At 67.6% G+C, this 15980-nt stretch carries 12 protein-coding genes; 9 read left to right on the forward strand and 3 right to left on the reverse strand.

What is annotated here, in order from left to right; genetic code table 11:
* Positions 1-29 precede the first annotated feature (29 nt).
* Together HSX14_RS04450 and HSX14_RS04455 are read right to left on the reverse strand one after the other, a co-directional pair.
* Positions 30-689: a response regulator gene (locus HSX14_RS04450; RefSeq protein ID WP_173178880.1), complete on the reverse strand. Its 660-nt coding sequence runs from the start codon at positions 687-689 to the stop codon at positions 30-32.
* A 13-nt stretch (positions 690-702) separates the two neighbouring features.
* Positions 703-4101, reverse strand: coding sequence for an ATP-binding protein (locus HSX14_RS04455; RefSeq protein WP_173178881.1), 3399 nt, complete (start codon positions 4099-4101; stop codon positions 703-705).
* Between the two features lie 305 nt (positions 4102-4406).
* On the opposite strand from HSX14_RS04455, the gene urtA reads away from it, so the two are divergent.
* The 9 genes from urtA to HSX14_RS04500 all read left to right on the forward strand — a co-directional run bounded on the left by urtA (position 4407) and on the right by HSX14_RS04500 (position 13927).
* Positions 4407-5639, forward strand: coding sequence for an urea ABC transporter substrate-binding protein (gene urtA, locus HSX14_RS04460; protein WP_021219666.1), 1233 nt, complete (start codon positions 4407-4409; stop codon positions 5637-5639).
* A gap of 151 nt (positions 5640-5790) precedes the next feature.
* Positions 5791-6708: an urea ABC transporter permease subunit UrtB gene (urtB, locus tag HSX14_RS04465; RefSeq protein ID WP_111260688.1), complete on the forward strand. Its 918-nt coding sequence runs from the start codon at positions 5791-5793 to the stop codon at positions 6706-6708.
* Positions 6709-6718: 10 nt separating this feature from the next.
* Positions 6719-7897 carry an urea ABC transporter permease subunit UrtC gene (gene urtC, locus HSX14_RS04470; RefSeq protein WP_173178882.1) on the forward strand — a complete coding sequence of 393 codons (1179 nt, stop codon included), beginning with the start codon at positions 6719-6721 and terminating at the stop codon, positions 7895-7897.
* Positions 7894-8652 carry an urea ABC transporter ATP-binding protein UrtD gene (urtD, locus tag HSX14_RS04475; protein WP_173178883.1) on the forward strand — a complete coding sequence of 253 codons (759 nt, stop codon included), beginning with the start codon at positions 7894-7896 and terminating at the stop codon, positions 8650-8652. The genes urtC and urtD overlap by 4 nt, the downstream gene beginning before the upstream one ends.
* Before the next feature lie 33 nt (positions 8653-8685).
* Entirely contained in the window at positions 8686-9375 is a 690-nt protein-coding gene (gene urtE, locus HSX14_RS04480) for an urea ABC transporter ATP-binding subunit UrtE (RefSeq protein ID WP_173178884.1), read from the forward strand.
* Between the two features lie 723 nt (positions 9376-10098).
* Positions 10099-11328, forward strand: coding sequence for a formamidase (fmdA, locus tag HSX14_RS04485; RefSeq protein ID WP_173180369.1), 1230 nt, complete (start codon positions 10099-10101; stop codon positions 11326-11328).
* A gap of 84 nt (positions 11329-11412) precedes the next feature.
* Entirely contained in the window at positions 11413-11760 is a 348-nt protein-coding gene (locus HSX14_RS04490) for an FmdB family zinc ribbon protein (protein ID WP_173180368.1), read from the forward strand.
* A gap of 16 nt (positions 11761-11776) precedes the next feature.
* Complete coding sequence (locus HSX14_RS04495; RefSeq protein WP_173180367.1) at positions 11777-12820, forward strand: aliphatic amidase; 1044 nt, start codon at positions 11777-11779, stop codon at positions 12818-12820.
* Between the two features lie 63 nt (positions 12821-12883).
* The gene (locus HSX14_RS04500; protein ID WP_173180366.1) at positions 12884-13927 is read left to right on the forward strand and encodes an AAA family ATPase; all 1044 of its coding nucleotides are present in this window, start codon (positions 12884-12886) and stop codon (positions 13925-13927) included.
* Here HSX14_RS04500 and HSX14_RS04505 read toward each other — a convergent pair whose 3' ends face one another.
* Positions 13928-15895, reverse strand: a complete 1968-nt coding sequence (locus HSX14_RS04505) for a TonB-dependent receptor plug domain-containing protein (protein ID WP_173180365.1) — start codon at positions 15893-15895, stop codon at positions 13928-13930.
* Positions 15896-15980 lie beyond the last annotated feature (85 nt).

Raw genomic sequence — 15980 nt, forward strand, 5'->3', positions numbered from 1 at the left:
CCTTGCATCGCCTGGCTTCAAAAGGCGCATCAACGTCCCGCCGACATCGCCACCGCCGCCGCGGCGGTGCGGGTTTCGACGCCCAGCTTCACGTAGACGTGCTCCAGGTGCTTGTTCACCGTGCGCGGGCTGAGGCCGAGGATGTCGCCGATGTCGCGGTTGGTCTTGCCGCAGGCCACCCAGTGCAGCACCTCCATTTCCCGGCCGGTGAGCTGGAAGCGCGAGGCCAGCGCCTCCTGGGTCTGCTCGTCGTCCAGGGCCGGTCGTGGTGCCGGGGCGCTGCGTACGGCCTGCAGGGCGCGGGCGGTGCGCAGGTGGGCGGCGACGCGGGCGAGCACCTCGTCGGGCTTGATCGGCTTGGTCACGTAGTCGATGCCGCCGGCAGCGAAGCCTTCCACCACGTGCTCGCTCTCGGTCAGCGCGGTCATGAACAGCACCGGGATGTCCGCCGTCTCGCCGCTGGCCTTGAGCCGGCGGCAGGTCTCGAAGCCGTCCATGCCCGGCATCATCGCGTCCAGCAGGATCACGTCCGGCTGGCTGCGCTGGGCGCGTTCCAGGGCGCTGGCGCCGTCCAGCGCCACCAGCACCCTGTAGCCGGCGGCGTCGAGGGCATCGCTGAGCAGGGCGAGGTTGTCCGGGGTGTCGTCGACGATCAGCACCACGGCGCTGTCACGGCTCGGGCTGTGCATGGTCTCCTCCTGTCTATTCGCGCGCCAGGTCGACGCGGGGGGTGGGGCTGCCGGCCGCTTTCAGCAGCGCATTGAACTCGTTGAGCTGGAAGCGCCGCGCGCGCTGGCGCAAGCCGGCGAGGAAGGCGGCGCAGCGGGGCTCCTCGCGCTCGATGGCGTCCAGGCGTTCGAGGATGCCCTTCACGTGGCCCAGTTCGCTCAGCTCGCGCAGCGCCTCCAGGGCGGTGGGCGAGGGCCGCTCGCCGTCCCGTTCGGCGCGGGTGTCCTCGAGCGGACGCTTGAGCCATTCCAGGCCCAGGTGCTCCTTGATCTTCTCCAGCAGGGCCGGGGTGTGCACCGGCTTGGCCAGGTAGTCGTTGCAGTCGGCCGCCACGCTGCGCTCGCGGTCGTCGGCGAAGGCGTTGGCGGAAATGACGATGATCGGCGCCCGCGATTGCACGTTGCGGCGGATCAGGCGGCTGGTCTCCCAGCCGTCCATGTGCGGCATCGACAGGTCCATGAGGATCAGGTCCGGGTGCAGCAGGGCCACCTGGCGCACCGCCTCCTGGCCATCGGCGGCCTGGACGATCTCGAAGCCCAGCGGCTCCAGCATGCCGGCCAGCACCCGGCGGTGCTCGATATGGTCGTCCACCAGCAGCACGCGGCGGCGCGCGCCCTGGTAGCCGATGATGTCGTGCTCGACGTGCACCACCGCCTGCGGTACGCGCACCTCGGACAGGAACAGCCGCACCTGGAACGAGGTGCCCTGGCCCGGCCGGCTGTGCACGCGGATGTCGCCGCCCATCAGGGCGATGAGCATGCGGGTGATGGTCAGGCCGAGCCCGACGCCGTTGTCCTGGCGCAGCGGGTCGCCCCGTTCGAAGGGCTGGAAGATGCGCTCGATCTGGTCCGGCGCGATGCCGATGCCGGTGTCGATGATCTCGAAGGTGGCGGTCTCGCGCAGGTAGCTGACCCGCAGCCGCACCTCGCCGCTGTCGGTGAAGCGCACGGCGTTGCCCAGCAGGTTGATGAGGATCTGGCGGATGCGCTTCTCGTCGCCGCGCACCACCACCGGCAGGCGCCCGCTGGGCTCGTAGCGGAAGGCCAGGCCCTTCTCCTCGGCCTGCGGGCTGAACATGTGCTGCAACTGCTGGAGGAACTCGGGGAAGGGGATCTCGCTCGGCTCCAGTTGCAGCTTGCCGGCCTCGATCTTGGCCACGTCGAGCAGCCCGTCGATCAGCGACAGCAGGTGCGAGCCGCTGCGGAAGATGGTCGCCAGGGCCTCCTTGTGCGGCTCCGGGGTGAGGCCGTCGCGCTGCAGGATCTGGGTGTAGCCGAGGATGCTGTTGAGCGGCGTGCGCAACTCGTGGGACAGCCCGGTGACGTAGCGGCTCTTCGCCGCGTTGGCCGCCTCCGAGGCTTCCTTGGCCTTCTGCAGCGCCTCGTCGGTCTTGCGGTGGGCCTCGATCTCCTGCATCAGCAGGGTGGTCTGGCGGTTCGACTCCTCCAGCGCCACATGGCGGCTCTCGCGGGTCAGCACCACCCACCAGGCGAGTATCGCGGCGAACAGCGAGAGGGTCAGGAAGGCCTTGAGGAAGGCCTGGTAGAGCGTCTGCGCGGCGTCCGCCGGGGCGTGTTCCAGGCCTTGGGAAACCTGGCTGTAGATCAGCGCCAGGGCGCAGAACAGCAGGATCACGATCACCGCCAGCACCCCCAGGTAGTGGGCCAGGCGCGTGTGCAGGCGCGGCACCGAGGCGTTGGGCAGCAGCCAGCGCACCAGGTCGTCGAACTGCTCCGAGAGCCGCGCCCGGGGCTTGCAGGCATCGCCGCAGCGGGCGTCCAGCGAGCAGCACAGGGAGCAGATGGGCGCGCCGTAGGCCGGGCAGAAGGCGGTGTCCTCGCGCTCGAAATCGTTGCTGCACAGGGTGCAGGCGACCTTCTCCCGCAGCGGATGGAGCAGCGCCGGGTCGCTTTCCCGGGCGATGTAGTAGCGCCCGCCGGTGAGCCAGGCCAGCAGCGGCGCCACCGCCATCGCCGAGACCAGCGCCACCATGGGCGAGGCCGCCTGGGCGATGCTGCCGAGCAGCCCGGCATGGGCCAGCACCGAGAGCAGCGAGGCGATCAGCATGGCGCCGACGCCCACCGGGTTGATGTCGTAGAGGTGCGCGCGCTTGAACTCGATGTGCCGCGGCGACAGGCCCAGCGGCTTGTTGATCACCAGGTCCGCCACCAGGGCGCCGATCCAGGCGATGGCGATGTTGGCGTAGAGCCCCAGCACCTGCTCGATGGCCTCGAACACCCCCAGCTCCATCAGCATCAGCGCGATGGCCACGTTGAACACCAGCCAGACCACGCGGCCGGGGTGGCTGTGGGTGATGCGGGCGAAGAAGTTCGACCAGGCCAGGGAGCCGGCGTAGGCGTTGGTGACGTTGATCTTCACCTGGCTGACGATGACGAACAGCACCATGGCGCCGAGCGCCCATTGCGGCGAGGCGAACACGTAGTTGAAGGCCACCAGGTACATCTGCGTCGGCTCGGCGGCGCGATCCAGGGGGATCTCGTGCTGCAGGGCGAGGAAGGCGAGGAAGGCGCCGCCGAGCATCTTCAGCGCGCCGGGGATGATCCAGCCGGGGCCGGCCAGGAGCATCGCCGCCCACCAGCGCTTGCGGTTGGCGCGGGTCTTCTGTGGCAGGAAGCGCAGGTAGTCCACCTGCTCGCCGATCTGCGTCACCAGCGCCAGGGCCACGGTGCAGGCGGCGCCGAAGTGCAGCGGGTTGAAGACACCGGCCTCGCCGTCGCGCCCGGCGAAGCTGGCCAGGTCGCCGAGCGCCCCGGGATTCCTGGCGATGACGAAGACGTAGGGCAGCAACAGCAGCACCAGCCACACCGGCTGCGTCCACATCTGCAGGCGGTTGATCAGGGTGATGCCGAAGGCCACCAGGGGAATGATGATCACCGAGCAGATGACGTAGGCCAGCGCCAGCGGGATGCCGAAATACAGCTCCAGGGCCAGCGCCATGATCGCCGCCTCCAGGGCGAAGAACAGGAAGGTGAAGCTGGCGTAGATCAGCGAGGTGATGGTCGAGCCGATGTAGCCGAAGCCGGCGCCCCGGGTGAGCAGGTCCATGTCCACGCCGTAGCGTGCGGCGTAGTAGCTGATGGGCAGGCCGGTGAGGAAGATCACCAGGCTCACCGCCAGCACCGCCCACAGGGTGTTGGTGAAGCCGTAGCTGATGGCCAGGGCGCCGCCGATGGCTTCCAGGGCGAGGAAGGACACGGCACCGAGGGCGGTGTTGGCGATGCGCAGCTCCGACCATTTGCGGAAGGAGCGCGGCGTATAGCGCAGCGCGTAGTCCTCCAGCGTCTCGTCGGCGACCCAGCTGTTGTAGTCGCGGCGGATCTTGGCGATGCGTTGCGTACCGGTCTGTTGCACGGCGGCGCTCCTGGGCGGCGATGGGCGTGTGCAGCAACTTCCATGCCCTGCCCCGACACCGGGGGCACGCCGCTCTGGCACGGCCTTCCCGGGCGGTCGCGCGCGTCCTTGCGCCTGTCTGCGAGCGCAGCATGCCCCAAGCTGGCGCAGCGGCCACTACGTCAGATGACGTATGCCGCTACGTCAATGTGCGTATACCCCCGCCCCCTGGCCGAACGCATCCTTGCCCCGAACCGAGGCCGGTACCCGCAAGGCGAGCCGACCACGCCAACCACCAGAGGAGCAGGACCATGGATTCAAGCTTGATGACGGGTGCGAAACGCTTTCTTCCGCGCCGGCTGGCGCTGGGCGCCGCCGCGCTGTCGCTGATGGCCGCAGCGGTATTCGGCCAGCTGGCGGTGGCCGCCGACGCCAACACCACCGGCCTGGCGGTGACCGACACCGAAGTGACCGTGGGCCAGCTGCACTCGGCCACCGGCACCATGGCCATCTCCGAGACCGGCTCGATCCAGGCCGAGCGCCTGGCCATCGAGCAGATCAACGCTTCCGGCGGCATCCTCGGCCGGCAGATCAAGATCATCCAGGAGGACGGCGCCTCCGACTGGCCGACCTTCGCCGAGAAGGCCAAGAAGCTGCTGGTGAACGACAAGGTCGCCACCGTCTTCGGCTGCTGGACCTCGGCCTCGCGCAAGGCCGTGCTGCCGGTGTTCGAGAAGGAGAACGGCCTGCTCTACTACCCGACCTTCTACGAAGGCCTGGAGCAGTCGAAGAACGTCATCTACACCGGCCAGGAGGCGACCCAGCAGATCCTCGCGGGCCTGGACTGGGTGGCCAAGGAGAAGGGCGCCAAGACCTTCTACCTGATCGGCTCGGACTACATCTGGCCGCGCACCTCGATGAAGATCGCCCGCAAGCACATCGAGAACGTGCTCGGCGGCAAGGTGGTGGGCGAGGAGTACTACCCGCTGGGCAACACCCAGTTCGGCTCGCTGATCAACAAGGTCAAGCTGAAGAAGCCCGACGTGGTCTTCGCCGCCGTGGTCGGCGGCTCCAACGTCGCCTTCTACAAGCAGATGAAGGCCGCCGGCGTCACCGCCGCCAAGCAGACCCTGCTGACCCTCTCGGTGACCGAGGATGAACTGCTCGGCATCGGTGGCGAGAACATGGCCGGCTTCTACGCCTCCATGAAGTACTTCCAGAGCCTGGACAACCCCAACAACAAGGCCTTCGTCGAAGCCTTCAAGGCCAAGTACGGCAAGGACGCGGTGATCGGCGACGTGACCCAGGCCGCCTACCTCGGCCCCTGGCTGTGGAAGGCCGCCGTGGAGAAGGCCGGCAGCTTCGACGTCGACAAGGTGGTCGCCGCCTCCCCGGGCATCGAGCTGACCACCGCGCCGGAAGGCTACGTGAAGGTCCACGACAACCATCACCTGTGGAGCAAGACCCGCATCGGCGAGGTCCAGGCCGACGGCCAGTTCAAGGTGGTCTACGAGTCCGGCCTGATCGAACCCAATCCCTTCCCCAAGGGGTATCAGTGAGCGGCAAGCGGCAAGTTTCAAGCTGCAAGAGGCAAGCGAGAAGCAGCTTGAAGCTTGAAGCCTGAAGGGCCCCCGGATACGGGGGCACGCCTCACCCTGAACCCAAACCCCGGCGGGCGGCGAAGGCCGTCGCCCGCTTCCGGAGAACCTTATGGAATGGCTATCTGAGTTCGGCGCCATTGCGGCCATGCAGGGCTTCAACGGGCTGTCGGTGTTCTGCGTCCTGCTGCTGATGGCCCTGGGGCTGGCGATCATCTTCGGCCAGATGGGCGTGATCAACATGGCCCACGGCGAGTTCCTCACCATCGGCGCCTACACCACCTACCTGCTGTCCGCGCTGACCACCCACTACGCGCCGGCGATGCAGCCCTACTACTTCTTCTTCGCCATCGTGCTGTCGTTCTTCATCGCCGGGGCCATCGGCTGGCTGGTGGAGTGGGCGATGATCAGCAAGCTCTACCAGCGTCCGTTGGATACGCTGCTGGCCACCTGGGGCCTGTCCCTGGTGATGCAGCAGGCGTTCCGCTCGATCTTCGGCGCGCGCGAGGTCAGCGCCACCCTGCCGGAATGGCTGATGGGCTCGTTCAACCCCACCGAGAGCATCGACATCCCGCGCAACGGCCTGTTCGTCATGGGCCTCACGGTGCTGCTCACCGCCACGCTCTTCCTCATGCTCTACCGCTCGCGCTGGGGCCTGCAGGTGCGCGCCACCATGCTCAACCGGGTGATGAGCCGCGCGGTGGGCATCAACACCAAGCGGGTCGACCGCATGACCTTCGCCCTCGGCTGCGGTGTCGCCGGGGTGGCTGGCGCGGCCTTCACCACCATCGGCTCCACCGGCCCGACGGCGGGCTCGCTGTACATCGTCGACACCTTCCTGGTGGTGGTCTTCGGCGGCGCCCAGAGCCTGTTCGGCACCATCGCCTCGGCCTTCACCATCGCCCAGACGCAATCCATCTCCGAGTTCTTCATGAGCGGCTCGATGGCCAAGGTGCTGACCCTGTCGGCGGTGATCCTGATCCTGATGCTGCGCCCCCAGGGGCTCTTCTCCATCAAAGTCCGTAAATGAGGGGCGGCAGATGAACGCAATCGACAAACTCCTCGGCGGGCGGCAGGGCACCATCGGCCTGCTGATCCTCGCCGCGCTGATCCTGGTGGTGTTCCCGCTGGTGCTGGATGCCTTCCGCCTGAACATGGTCGGCAAGTACCTCACCTACGCCTTCGTCGCCGTCGGCCTGGTGCTGTGCTGGGGCTACGGCGGCATCCTCAGCCTCGGCCAGGGGGTGTTCTTCGGCCTCGGCGGCTACTGCATGGCGATGTTCCTCAAGCTGGAAGCCTCCGACCCGGAGAGCACCAGGATCCAGTCCACCCCCGGCATCCCGGACTTCATGGACTGGAACCAGATCACCGAGCTGCCGCTGCTCTGGCAGCCCTTCCACAGCTTCGGCTTCACCCTCGTCGCGGTGCTGGCGGTGCCCATGCTGCTGGCGGCGGTGATCGGCCTGGCGATGTTCAAGCGGCGCGTGGGCGACGTGTACTTCTCCATCGTCACCCAGGCCATCGCGATGATCCTCACGGTGCTGATCATCGGCCAGCAGGGGCTCACCGGCGGGGTCAACGGCATCACCGACCTGAAGACCCTGATGGGCTGGGACATCCGCACCGATGGCGCCAAGCTGATCCTCTACTTCGTCAGCGCCTTCCTGCTGCTGGGCTGCATCGTCATCGGCAAGTTCATCCTCGCCTCCAAGCTCGGCCGCCTGCTCATGGCCATGCGCGACAAGGAGGAACGGGTGCGCTTCTCCGGCTACGACGTGGCCAGCTTCAAGATCTTCGTGTTCTGCGTGGCCGCCGGCTTCTCGGCCATAGGCGGGGCCATGTTCGCCCTGCAGGTGGGCTTCATGTCGCCGAGCTTCGTCGGCATCGTGCCGTCCATCGAGATGGTCATCTTCGCCGCCGTCGGCGGGCGCATGTCGCTGCTCGGCGCGGTGTACGGCGCGCTGCTGGTGAACTACGGCAAGACCTACTTCTCCGAGAGCTTCCCCGAGCTGTGGCTGTACCTGATGGGCGGCCTGTTCATCGCCGTGGTCATGTACTTCCCCAACGGCCTCGCCGGGCTCTGGCAGAGCCACGGCCGCCCGCGCCTGGAGCGCCTGCTGGCCACCCGCGCCAAGGCGCCCGCGAGCGCTGTGAAAACACCCGCCGCGAGCCCGAGCCCGGCCCCGAGCACACCCCGTGAACTGGAGCGCACACCATGAGCCCGAGCGGATTCGAAAGCCCGAAACCGGTGCTGGCCATCGAGGGCCTGACGGTGTCCTTCGACGGTTTCAAGGCGGTCAACGACCTCAACCTCTACCTGGACCGCAACGAGGTGCGCGTGGTGATCGGCCCCAACGGCGCCGGCAAGACCACGGTGCTCGACCTGATCTGCGGCAAGACCCGCGCCACCGCCGGCAGCATCCAGTTCGACGGCCGCGAGCTGACCCGCATGCGCGAGTACGACATCGTCCGCGCCGGCGTCGGGCGCAAGTTCCAGAACCCCTCCATCTACGAGAACCTCACGGTGTTCGAGAACCTGGAGATGTCCTACCCGGCCGGGCGCAAGGTGCTCGGCGCGCTGTTCTTCAAGCGCAGTGCCGAGGTCATCGCCCGGGTCGAGGAGGTGGCCGGGGAAATCTTCCTCAGCGAGCACCTGCACCGCCAGGCCGACCTGCTCTCCCACGGGCAGAAGCAGTGGCTGGAGATCGGCATGCTGCTGATGCAGGACCCGGAGCTGCTGATGCTCGACGAGCCGGTGGCGGGCATGAGCGTCAGCGAGCGCGCGCAGACCGCCGAGCTGCTCAAGCGCATCAGCCAGGGGCGCTCGGTGCTGGTCATCGAGCACGACATGGAGTTCGTCAAGAGCATCGCCCACAAGGTCACCGTGCTGCACCAGGGCAAGGTCCTGGCCGAAGGCAGCATGGAGGCGGTGCAGAGCAACCCGAAGGTGATCGAGGTGTACCTGGGGCATTGAGCCCCGGGCCTCGCCATCAATCAGGAGTCCAGCATGTTCCAGATCAGCAAGCTCACCTCGGGCTACGGCCAGAGCCAGATCCTCCACGACCTCGACCTGAACGTGGCCAGGCAGGAAATCGTCGCCGTCATGGGCCGCAACGGCATGGGCAAGACCACCCTGTTCAAGAGCCTGATGGGCATCCTCCCGCAGTGGGGCGGCGAGGTGCGCGTCGACGGTCAGGACGTCTCCGCCCTGGAGACCCACCAGCGCGTCGAGCGCGGCATCGCCTACGTGCCCCAGGGGCGGATGATCTTCTCCCACATGACGGTGCTGGAGAACATCCAGACCGGCCTGCCGGCCTCGGCCAACGGCCAGGTCCCGGACGATCTCTACGCCCTGTTCCCGGTGCTCCACGAAATGCGCGCGCGCAAGGGCGGCAACCTCTCAGGCGGCCAGCAGCAACAGCTGGCCATCGCCCGGGCCCTGGCCACCAACCCCAAGGTGCTGCTGCTGGACGAACCCACCGAGGGCATACAGCCGTCGATCATCAAGGACATCGCCCGCAGCCTGAAGGAGATCCGCAACCTGCGCGACCTGACCATCGTCGTCTCCGAGCAGGTGCTGTCCTTCACCATGGAGATCGCCGACCGCTTCCTGGTGATCGAGAAGGGCCGCTTCGTGATCGAGGAAACCCGCGACCGGGTTGACGAGGCCACCATCAGCCGCTACCTGTCGGTGTAGTCCAGGGCACCCGCAGGATGGGTCGAGCGCAGCGAAACCCATCACCTCGAGCCGGATTCCAGCCCGGGACTCCCCGCCACGCCGTGCCCGTGCCCGCGCACGGGCGACGGCTTTGGCTCTGTCTGCGTTAAGTGTTGCTGGGGGATTTGAGCCCAGCTGAGTGCCGAGCTTTGCTGATGGTTTCTGTTTCGCCTTGCCGGGCGAGTTTCTTTTGGCAGTCGCCCCAAAAGAAACCAAAAGGGCTTGCCCCATCATCCGGCCCGACTGCGTCGGGTGCCCTCACTCCGTCGTCGCTCTGGGGGCCGGCGCGATGGGCCATCCATGGCCTTGCGCGCCTCTCGCGGCATCCATGCCACTCGTCCCCCGGCGCAACAACTGCGTTCGGCCTCCTGGAGGGGCGTTGGCGGCCGCTCCAACTTTCTTCGTCCAATGCATCACGACGTGGTGCGCACGGACTTTCGTAGGATGGGGCGGGCGGCGTTCCGCGAGCGAAGCGAAACCCGTGCGGTGGCGGAAACCTTTGGGTGTCCGGAACGCACCGTGTTGAGCGCTTGCTTTAAAGCCACAACAGCTAACGCCGACAAGCCACGGCTTTCGCGTGCCCGCCCGGCCGCTTCCCACCTACGTAATTCGACGTATTCCCGATCCCGGCCAAGCGGCCAAGACTAGCTCCCAGCGCGGCCCAGACCGCCCGTCCAACACCAGGAGCCAAGGAGCACCGTCATGACCGAAACGCTGATCAAGGTCGACCTCAACCAGGCCGCCACCGAGAACGAACAGATCCACAACCGCTGGCATCCCGACATCCCCATGGCCTGCTGGGTCAACCCGGGCGACGACTTCATCCTCGAGACCTACGACTGGACCGCCGGCGCGATCAAGAACGACGACGACGCCTCGGACGTGCGCGACGTCGACCTCTCCACCGTGCACTACCTCTCCGGGCCGGTAGGGGTGAAGGGCGCCGAGCCGGGCGACCTGCTGGTGGTGGACCTGCTGGACATCGGCGCCAAGCCGGATTCCCTGTGGGGCTTCAACGGCTTCTTCTCGCGGCAGAACGGCGGCGGCTTCCTCACCGACCACTTCCCCATGGCGCAGAAGGCCATCTGGGACTTCCACGGCATGTTCACCAGTTCCCGGCACATCCCCGGCGTGCAGTTCGCCGGGCTGATCCACCCCGGGCTGATCGGCTGCCTGCCGGACCACAAGATGCTCGCCGACTGGAACAGCCGCGAGCAGGCACTGATCGACACCAACCCGACCCGCGTGCCGCCCCTGGCCAACCCGCCGATGGCGCCCACCGCGCACATGGGCAAGCTGCGCGGCGAGGCCCGCGACAAGGCGGCCATGACCGGCGCGCGCACCGTGCCGCCGCGCGAGCATGGCGGCAACTGCGACATCAAGGACCTGTCCCGTGGCTCGAAGATCTTCTTCCCGGTCTACGTCGACGGCGCCGGCCTCTCGGTGGGCGACCTGCACTTCAGCCAGGGCGATGGTGAGATCACCTTCTGCGGCGCCATCGAGATGGCCGGCTGGGTGCACATGAAAGTCGAGCTGATCAAGGGCGGCATGGCCAAGTACGGCATCAAGAACCCGGTGTTCAAGCCCAGCCCCATCGTGCCCAACTACAAGAACTACCTGATCTTCGAAGGCATCTCGGTGGACGAGTCCGGCAAGCAGCACTACCTGGACGTCAACATCGCCTACAAGCAGGCCTGCCTCAACGCCATCAACTACCTGACCAAGTTCGGCTACTCGCCCGCCCAGGGCTACGCGCTGCTCGGCTCGGCGCCGGTGCAGGGGCACATCAGCGGGGTGGTGGACATCCCCAACGCCTGCGCCACGCTCTGGCTGCCGACGGAAATCTTCGACTTCGACATCAACCCCAACGCCTCCGGCCCGACCCGCTTCCTCGACGGCAGCGTCGACCTGCCCATCGCGCCGGACAAGTGAGTTCACCGCCCCGGCGGGAGGTTGCTCTGGACGGCGTACCTCCCGCCGGGACGGCGGACATCGAGTGAAGACGAGGAGCCCAGCATGCCCATCTACGAATACGACTGCGCCACCTGCGGCGACTTCACCGCCCTGCGCCCCATGGCCGAGCGCGAGGCCCCCTGCGCCTGCCCGGTGTGCGACGAGCCGGCGCCGAGGGTCATCCTCTCCGCGCCCGGCCTGGCCACCCTGGCCGGCAGCCAGCGCCGCGCCATCGCCGCCAACGAGCGCAGCGCCAACGCCCCGCAGACGGTCGAGGAGTACCGCGAGAACCGCAAGCACCCGAAAGGCTGCGGTTGCTGCACGCCGAACAAGCCCCTGGCACCGACCAAGGCCAACCCCCACGCGCTGAAGACCAAGCCCGGCGCGCGGCCCTGGATGATCAGCCACTGAACGGAAGGAGAAGCCCATGCGTCACGGTGATATTTCCAGCAGCCCGGATACCGTCGGCGTCGCCGTCGTCAACTACAGGATGCCGCGCCTGCACACCAAGGCCGAGGTGCTCGACAACGCCCGGCGCATCGCCGGGATGATCAAGGGCATGAAGCTCGGCCTGCCCGGCATGGACCTGGTGGTGTTCCCCGAGTACAGCACCATGGGGATCATGTACGACCACGACGAGATGATGGCCACCGCCGCCAGCATCCCCGGCGAGGAGACGGCGATCTTCTCCGCCGCCTGCCGCGAGGCCGGGACCTGGGGCATCTTCTCCCTCACCGGCGAACGCCACGAGGAACACCCGCACAAGGCGCCCTACAACACCCTGGTGCTGATCGACGACCGTGGCGAGATCGTGCAGAAGTACCGCAAGTGCATCCCCTGGTGCCCCATCGAGGGCTGGTACCCGGGTGACCGCACCTACGTCAGCGAAGGGCCCAAGGGCCTGAAGATCAGCCTGATCATCTGCGACGACGGCAACTACCCCGAGATCTGGCGCGACTGCGCGATGAAGGGCGCCGAGCTGATCGTGCGCTGCCAGGGCTACATGTACCCGGCCAAGGAACAGCAGGTGCTGATGGCCAAGACCATGGCCTGGGCCAACAACTGCTACGTGGCGGTGGCCAACGCCGCCGGCTTCGACGGCGTCTACAGCTACTTCGGCCACTCCGCGATCATCGGCTTCGACGGCCGCACCCTGGGCGAATGCGGCGAGGAGGAGATGGGCATCCAGTACGCCCAGCTGTCGGTCTCGCAGATCCGCGACGCACGGGCTAACGACCAATCGCAGAACCACCTGTTCAAGCTGCTGCACCGGGGCTACACCGGCGTCTACAACTCCGGCGATGGCGACCGTGGCGTGGCCGATTGCCCCTTCGAGTTCTACCGCACCTGGGTGCTGGATGCGGAGAAGGCCCGGGGCGATGTGGAAAAGCTCACCCGCCGCACCATCGGTGTCGCCGACTGCCCGGTGGGCGAGTTGCCCCACGGCGGGCGCGAGCAGGTCGCGGGCTAGCGCGACGGCGCTCCGTGAGCGGGGCGGCCCACCGACCGTGATTCCCTGAACCGAGGAGCCCGGATGCCCTTCGTCAACGACCTGATCGAGCACAACCGCGAGCACCTGGGGCGTGGCGAGGTGCCGATGGCGCGCTTGCAGTCGCGCTTTCTCTTCGAGCCCGACACCGTCATGGCCCTCCTGCGCACGCGCATCGTCGGCCAGGACGCCGCGCTGGAGGCGGTGGAAGCCCTGCTCAAGGTGGTCAAGGCGGACATCGGCGACCGCGAGCGGCCCCTGGCGGTGAACCTGTTCATGGGCCCCACCGGCGTCGGCAAGACCGAGCTGGTGCGCCTGCTGGCGCTGGCCATCCATGGCCGCGCCGACGCCTTCTGCCGCATCGACATGCAGACCCTGGCCCAGGAACACTACGCCGCCGCGCTCACCGGGGCGCCGCCGGGCTACGTGGGCAGCAAGGAGGGCGCCACGTTGTTCGACGTCGAGGCCATCCAGGGCAGCTTCGGCCGCCCCGGCATCGTGCTTTTCGACGAACTGGAGAAAGCCGGCCGGGAGGTGGTGCGCAGCCTGCTCGGGGTGCTGGAGAACGGCCAGCTGACCCTGAGTGCCGGCAGCCGGCGCATCGACTTCCGCAACAGCCTGATCTTCCTCACCAGCAATATCGGCGCCCAGGAGGCCTGGCAGTTCCGCGAGCGCTATTCGCGTGGCTGGCGGCGCCTGTTCGGGGTCTCCCCGCGCAATGAGGCGCGGGTGCTGGAGGCGGCGTTGCAACGCCACTTCGACCCGGAGTTCCTCAACCGGCTGGACCGCGTCGTCTGCTTCGAGCGCATCGGCGAGGACCACCTGGAGGCCTTGCTCGACATCGAACTGGCGCGCCTCAACCAGCGCCTGGCACGCCAGGGGCGGACACTGGTGCTGGACGAGAGCGCCCGCGAGCTGCTCTGCCTCGGCCATGACCCGCGCTACGGCGCCCGTGACCTGGGGCGGCGCGTGCGGGTGCTGCTGGAGCCGGCGCTGGCCGAGTGCCTGCTGGCGTCCCCCGGCGCGACCCGCCTGGTGGCGGCGCGCCGGGACGGCAGCCTGCAGGTGAGCGCGGGCGAGGCGGCCTGACTAGAACTGCGGCGACCACTTGAGGGTCATCACCACCTTGCGGCCCTCTTCCTGGAAACCGGTGTTCTCCTCGATGGTCGGGTCGGGGATGTCCACGTCGTTGTCGACGTAAGGGACGCCGTCGCCGAAGGGGTTGGAGGAGAAGCTGGAGCCGCTGCCGTAGTACTTCTGCGAGTACTGCTTGTTGGCGATGTTCTCCACCCGCGTCTCCACCTTCAGGCCCTTGAGGAAGCCCCAGCCGGCGCGGATGTCGATGCGCCCGTAGCCCGGTGATTTCTGGGTATTGGCGGCGTCCACGTAGCGGCTGGAGACGCCCAGCCAGCTGAAGCCGAAGCTGTAGTCGCCGAACTGCTTGTCCACGTCCAGGGCCAGGTTGCGCCGCGAGCGGCCAGGCAGGGTGTGGCCGGTGTCGCGGTCGCGCGGGTCGACCAGGCCCAGGTTGAGGCGGGTGGTCCAGCCCATGAAGTCCCGCGAGGCGCTGAGGTCCAGGCCGTTGATGCGGGCCTTGCCGACGTTGCGCATCTCGCGGACGAAGACGGGGTCGAACTCCATCACGTCGGTGATCAGGTCTTCCACATCGGTGCGGTAGACGCCGAAGCTCCAGTCGGTGTCGTAGTGCGCACCGCGCAACTGGGCTTCCCAGGTCTTGGAATGCTCGGGTTCGAGGTTCGGGTTGCCGCTGGGGAAGAACATGTCCGGCACATAGAGCTCGGTGAAGGTGGGTACGCGGAAGCCTTCGGCGTAGCTCAGCACCAGTTGGGTGTTCAGCGGCAGGTCGAAGTCCAGGGCGGCGTTGAGGCTGTCCTCGCTGCCGTATTGCTCGTTCTTGTCGTGGCGCCAGCCCAGCTCGGTGCCGAAGGGCGCGGCGCGGAAGCGATGCTGGGCGAACCAGGCCTGGTTGCGGCGCTCGGTTTCCTCGAAGGGCACGTTGGCGCGCAGGCGTTCCTCGTACCATTCGGCGCCCAGCAGCACCTGCTGGTGCTCGTCCAGGCGCAGGGTGTTCTGCCACTCCAGGGAGTCGCGGTAGGTGGCGTATTCCTCAAGGGCGGTGGTGAAGTTGTAGACGGTGTCGAGGTGGCTCTTTTCCTCGGCGTGGCCGGCCTGCAGGCGGCTGGTCCAGCGCGGGTCGAGCTCCGCCTCCAGGTAGGCGGAGGTGCTGCTCAGGGTGAACTCGTCGGTCGGCTGGCCGGGGAACCAGACGGAGTCGCCGTCCATGTCGCTCTTGCCGCGCTGGTCGAGCACGTTGAGGCCGGTGCGCCACTGCTCGGTGAGGCGGTGCTCCAGGCTCATGCTCAGGCCGCGGTTGCGGTAGGTGTCGTCGTCGGTGTTGGCGCCGTCGATGTCGTCGCTGCGATCCATGCGCAGTTCTTCGAGGCTGGCGTTGAGGTCGAAGCGGGTGCGTTCGTCACCGCCGGACAGGCCCACGCTGTTCTCGTTGGTGTCGCTGTCGCCTAGGCTGAAGTCGAAGCGCGGCTCCAGGCCGGCGCCCTCGCCACGGCGGGTGAAGACCTGGATGACCCCGCCCATCGCGCCCGAGCCGTACAGGCTGGAGCGCCCGCCCCGGGTGACCTCGACCCGCTCGATCTGCTCCATGCCCAGGTACTGCAGGCGTGGCAGGCCGTCCACCAGCGAGCCGATGCGCACGCCGTCGATCAGCACCAGCGTCTGGTTGGCGTTGCTGCCGCGCAGGTAGAGGTTGGCCGAGCTGCCGCGCCCGCCGCTCTGCTCGACCGACATGCCCGGCACGCGGGCCAGCAGGTCCGGCACGCTCTTGGCCTTGAGCCGGGAGATGTCCTTGCGGGTGAAGATGCTGGTGGCGGCGGTGGCCTGGGAGCGGGGCTCCAGCGCGTTGCCCGAAGTGGCCACCACATAGGGGCTCTTCAGCGCGTCGAGGCTGTCCAGGGGGATTTCTTCGGCTGCCGCGAGGCAGGGGGCCATGGCGATGGCCAGGGCCAGACGGGAACGCATGATCGATGTCTCCTCAAAAGATCCATGACTTTCGAGAAGGGCGGGACAAGAACGACTGCGCGACTGGTGATCGCCTGTGCTTGAC

Source organism: Pseudomonas tohonis, assembly GCF_012767755.2.
Classification (GTDB): domain Bacteria; phylum Pseudomonadota; class Gammaproteobacteria; order Pseudomonadales; family Pseudomonadaceae; genus Metapseudomonas; species Metapseudomonas tohonis.